Here is a 5,460-nt window from a genome sequence, read left to right as displayed (position 1 = left end):
TGGATTAACAACTACTGGAGTTCCTGTTAGTTTTGTCTTCTCCCTTACCAAATCTTCACCTTTTATTGTGTCTTGTGACTTATCTGGGTAGGTGATTGTTGCTGCTCCATCTTTGCCAATTTCTACTTTTGTAGCTTCTTGGCCTTCTTTTGCTTGTGGGAATACATCTTTATTTGCGTCTTCGATTTTCTTCTTAACTTCTGCTTTTTCTTCTTCGGTTAGGTCTTCTTTGTTTACTACCGGAGTTTTTTCAGGAGTTAATGGATTTGTTGTATCAGCTTGTGTTTTATCTGATCCGTTATCGTCTACACCTTTTGTGTGTCCTTTTACTGGAACTTCTTTTGTGATGATGCCTTCTGGATTTTCGTCTGTCTTGAAGTCTTCATCTTTGATTGTAACAGTTATTGGTCCATCTACATTTGTTCCTGGTGTTACTTTGATTTCTCCTGTTTTTGAATCGATTGTTACTGGAATTTCTGTTCCGTCTTCATCTTTGGCTGTTACTGTTGTTGGTGTAGTTTCGTCTTGGTTTTTAACTGTTAAACCTGTTTTTTGTTCTTCGTCAGTAGGGTTAACTTTTGTTGGTTCGCCTTCTACTGTTGTTTTTGTTCTGTTGTCGTCTACACCTTTTGTGTGTCCTGTTACTGGAACTTCTTTTGTGATTTCTCCCTTTGGATTGTCTTCTGTCTTGAAGTCATCGTCTTGAATTGTAACAGTTATTGGTCCATCTACATTTGTTCCTGGTGTTACCTTGATTTCTCCTGTTTCTGGATCGACTTTTACTGGAATTTCTGTTCCGTCTTCATCTTTGGCTGTTACTGTTGTTGGTGTAGTTTCGTCTTGGTTTTTAACTGTTAAACCTGTTTTTTGTTCTTCATCAGTAGGGTTAACTTTTGTTGGTTCACCTTCTACTGTTGTTTTTACTCTCTCAACTATTGTTTGTTCCGGTGTTAGAGTATTTGTTGAATTATCTTTGTAAGTTAATGTTGCGTTTCCATCGTCTTTAACTTCTACTTTTGTTGCTTCTGGATTTGCTTTCTTAACTTTTGCTTCAACTTCTTGTTTTTCTTCCGGTGTTAATTTCTCTTTGTTTTCAACAGTTGTCTTTTCTGGAGCTACTGCCGGATTCTTTTCAGCTTCTGTTTTTTCTTCTATTACGTTAATCTTTGTCTTAACAATTGTTGGTCCACCATTTTCTGTTGGATTTGGATAAGTTACTTTAACATTTACATCCTTTTCTCCAATTGAATTTGTATCTGGAGTAATCGGATCTCCTTTATCATCTACAAATTCGTATGTTGTTCCTTCAGGAAGTGTATCCTTATTTGCTATTGAATCTTTGGCATCAACCACAGCTCCCTTTTGTACAGTTTGTTCAGTTCCCTTTGGAGCATAGGCATCTTTAGCGCTGACTTTAAGTGTCGTATCTTTTGTTAGATACTCAGTTGGAACTACTTCTTTACCATCTACTGACCACTCTAAAGAGTTTCTACCAGTTATAGGATCAACATTTATTATAGTCTTAGAACCATCTTTAGTAATTTCATTTATTAGATCAGAATATTTAACAGTTCCATCATTTTTGACATCATAAGCTTGTGTTCCAGTAATATTAGCAATATTTTTACCACTTTCAAGTGTTACTCTTGCATAACCCTCTCTATTTGGATCTTCTGGATTTACAGGAATAATATTTTCTCCTATTTCTGTTGCTTTTGCTATGAACGTTGTGTCTCCAGTGATTTCTTTTTCTGCTGGATTTTCAACTTTTTCTTCGCCTACATACCATGCTGGTTTTTCATATCCCTTTACTTCTTTTCCTGTTAAGTCTGGGAAGGCTTCTGTTGTTAATTTACCTTTTGGAGCTACTGCATAGTACTTTTCTGCTACTGTTCCAGCTTGGATTGTATCATCTTGTTTTACTGTTACTTTTGACCATCCTTTTGGTATTGAATCGTCTTTTCCTATTTCGTCTCCGCTCTTAATGAATTTTGCAACATATGTGTTGTCTGCTTGAGCTACTCCTAATTCTGGATTCCATTTTGTAAAGCCATAACCTTCTGCTGGAATTGCTTCTGCTTTTCCTGTTAGATCTGTTCCTGGTTTTACTTTTGCATAAACCAAATCTCCAGTCTTTTCTCCAACTTTTACTGTTCCTTTTCCAGCTTCTGCTTCAAATGTTACTGCTATATAGCTTTCTGGAATATCTTTTCCATCACTACCTTTTGTTGGTTCTTCTTCACTTGGCAAGTATGGGATTATTGCATCAGCTGTTGTTTCTGCTACTTTGATTTTTGCTGTTGCAGTATCTGTTGTGTCATCTGAATAAGTTACTTTTACTGGTATACTTATTTCTTTTCCTGCATCTTTTTCACTTGGTGTGTATGTTATAGCACCTGTATCTTTGTCAATCACTGCACCTTCTGGAGCACCTGTATCTAATGCAAATTTCATACCTGTTGGTTGTGGATTTGCTTCTGGTTTTGGATCTGTTTCACTATTTGAATCCAAGAATTTTGGTGCTGCTACTGTTGCTTTTTCTCCCACTTTTGCTGGTGTTTGTTCATAGCTAGGCTCATATGAAGTTGCTTGATCAGCTGGTTTTTGATCTCTTAGTACTGTGATAGTTATATCTTTATTTATAACTGAACCGTCACTATTATTTATAGTTACAGGTATAGTAAATACTCTTTTTGTTTCACCTTTTGCCCAGTCATTTATTACTGGTGTACCACTAAATTGATATGGATTTTTCGGATTAGGAGCAGATATACCTTCAGGGAATCTACTAGTGTCTATATCTACATCTGCATTATAGTCATCAGGAATAATGCTTATATCTTCAATTGGTGTGTTTTCTGGGACTGTTTGATTTTGATTTATTATTTCAGCGTCCAGCTTTTTAGTTACTTTCAAAGGAACATTGTCTACGTGATTTTCTTCTACTAATTTCCAAATACCGCCTACAAATTCATAGATATTTGAAGTTACCTTTACATTAGTATTATCTTCATCTGCTGTATTTATAGCTTCAGGCTTTCCTGTAATCTTAAAGACGTCCCCTTCTTTTAATGCACTTAATCCACTAAGGGTATTATCAAGTTCAACGTTCACTATTTCGTATTTATAACTTCCATCTTCCGGTAATCCTGTTATTTTTACTTCTTGATTATAATCAGTTCCAACAGTACCTTGTGGTAAAGGAGCATCTGTAACAATTAATTTTCTATGAATTGAAGATTTTATATCCCCTGCCTCATCAACTTTAGTAGCTTCAAATGCTACATCATATACGCCTGCTTGTCCCGGTTCAGGCTTTCCACTGACTACTCCTCCTTTTTTATATTCAAGTCCTTTTGGTAATCCACTTACATTGTAAGTTACATCGTTAGATTCTTCTATAGCCTTCCAAGTATACTCTTCATTGACAGAACCTATTGGTGAATTTGGTACTACAGTATATGAATCCACTGCTATAACATTTCCATCTTTTCCATCAGGATTAACCTGTATCAACTTAGCAGTGTAAGTTTTTGCTTCTGATAAATTCAAATCAGATGTATGAGGGTGAGATGAAATTGTTCCATTTGCACCAGATTTTTCTACTAATTTATTTTTAGTTATTTCTTTTCCATTCTCATCATACCAAGCAATCCTGTATTGAGTATCTGCTGAATTTTTATAAGGAAGTCCTGTTGTTTTTGTCTCTACTTGTGTTCCCGGACTAGCCAAATTTGTTGTTGAGTTGTAATCTACTATTTCAAAATTAATATAAGCGCTTCTTAGAGTGAATCCTTCATTCAAGCTCTTATTTAATGGGTATACTACACTCTTAAATGTTCCTGTTCCCCAACCACTATGAATTCCCCATGTATCATTATGAGCTGCATATTGGTTGTAATTATATGGTGTTAGAACACTTGAATCATCTGTATCTTTTAATGAAACAAATACAAAGTCGTAGTTGATATGTTTTTCATTCCAATCAAATGCTCCATCTGCAAAACTTCCGTCTTTAGCATCATCTGCAACTTTTCCCAAACGTGAAGCTTCTTCGTCCGTCCATGTATGAACATCTCCCCAATTATATTTATTCGCTTCTCTTGTATAAGTTGCGGCATCTCTGTTTGATTTAGGTCCCCAAATTCCGTTAAATTGAATAATATAGTTACCTTCTGCATTTGTTGTAGCTTCAACCGTTTCCGCTATCCAAAGATCTTTTCCTTCTTTTTTTATTTTATCTTTTATCCAATCTTGCAAGTCTTTTTCATTATTTATAGTCCAATTAGCTCCTCTAATATCTTTTTCACTTGCAACGCCTAAATCTCTAGCAGTTTCCGGTGAAAATATTCGTTTCATAGCATAATCAGATAAATATGAAGCAACTACATTGACACCTTTTGCAGGTATTGTAGCGTCTTGAATTGTAGAATATTGTATTCCACCTACGCCGCTTTTCCAATCCCATGCAACCTTTCCTTCAATATTTCCACCTTCAGCCAGTCCTGTTACTTTAGGAGGTGTTTGAGTAGGATTATCCTTGTGCATTATTGGGTCTTCTTTTTCTTTTAATAAAACTTTAAATCCTGTTAATTGATTTTTTGCAGTGTCATTCCCTGCACCACCTCCAGTATATGGTAAATCAAAATTAGGAAAGATTACACCTTCTCCTGTTGTCCATGCTAATTGGTATTTTTCCGGAAGTGTTTTCGGATCTACCCAGAATCTGTATCTTTCTCTTCCTGCTGAAACCGTAGTATCTGCATCAAATTGAATGAGCTTTCCTGAACTTGTCATATATGGATCTGCCGCTATGTGGAATTTACCATCAGCTCCACTTGTTGCTTTGTATACAGGTGATACATCGTTTGTAACTTCTTCAATCCATTGAAAATATACATCTACTCCAGGTGCTGGGATATAATAGTCCTTATTTGCGGGATTATTCATATCCATATTAACATCACCGACTGTTTGAATTCCAACTATACCATGTACTGCATTGTTTGCATCTTCTGATGTATTAGCTTCTCTTACTTCTGTGTCATTTGCTGCCATTGAAGCAGCTCTTGGTACTCTTCTTTTTGCAACATTTGAACCAGTAGCTTCAGTTGTTGCTTCTGTAGCTTGGTTTTTATCAGATAACTCATCGTTAGCTTCAACTGTAACTTTTATTTCAATTTCTTTTTCAGACTTATCTGAAAATACTATTTTAGCCTTAGCTATACTTTCTCCAATACTGTCTGTTTTCGCTGGAGTAAGTACTTCAAGTTTGGCATCTTGTGGTAGGTTTTCAACAGCATCTTTGTAGTTTATTTCTTGATTTTCCTTAACTATTATATCTTTAATGCTTGCATTAAAACTACCAGCTTGTTTTTTAACTACTTCTTCACTTGCTGTTTCAGCTTGTGGGACATTTTCCTTACTTGTATTAAGCTCTCCTGCTGGTTGACTGTCTTT

The 5,460-nt window shown here is 35.6% G+C and carries 1 protein-coding gene; it reads right to left on the bottom strand.

All coding sequences use genetic code 11. From position 1 onward, the window contains the following. Positions 1 to 5,460, bottom strand: a 5,460-nt coding sequence (locus SOR60_RS03490) for a Rib/alpha-like domain-containing protein (protein ID WP_320595205.1), incomplete at both ends; no start/stop codon positions are given.

This window comes from Anaerococcus porci, assembly GCF_034090325.1.
Classification (GTDB): domain Bacteria; phylum Bacillota; class Clostridia; order Tissierellales; family Peptoniphilaceae; genus Anaerococcus; species Anaerococcus porci.
Note: the sequence above shows the minus strand (reverse complement) of the source record. Positions and strands in the feature narration are given on the sequence as shown.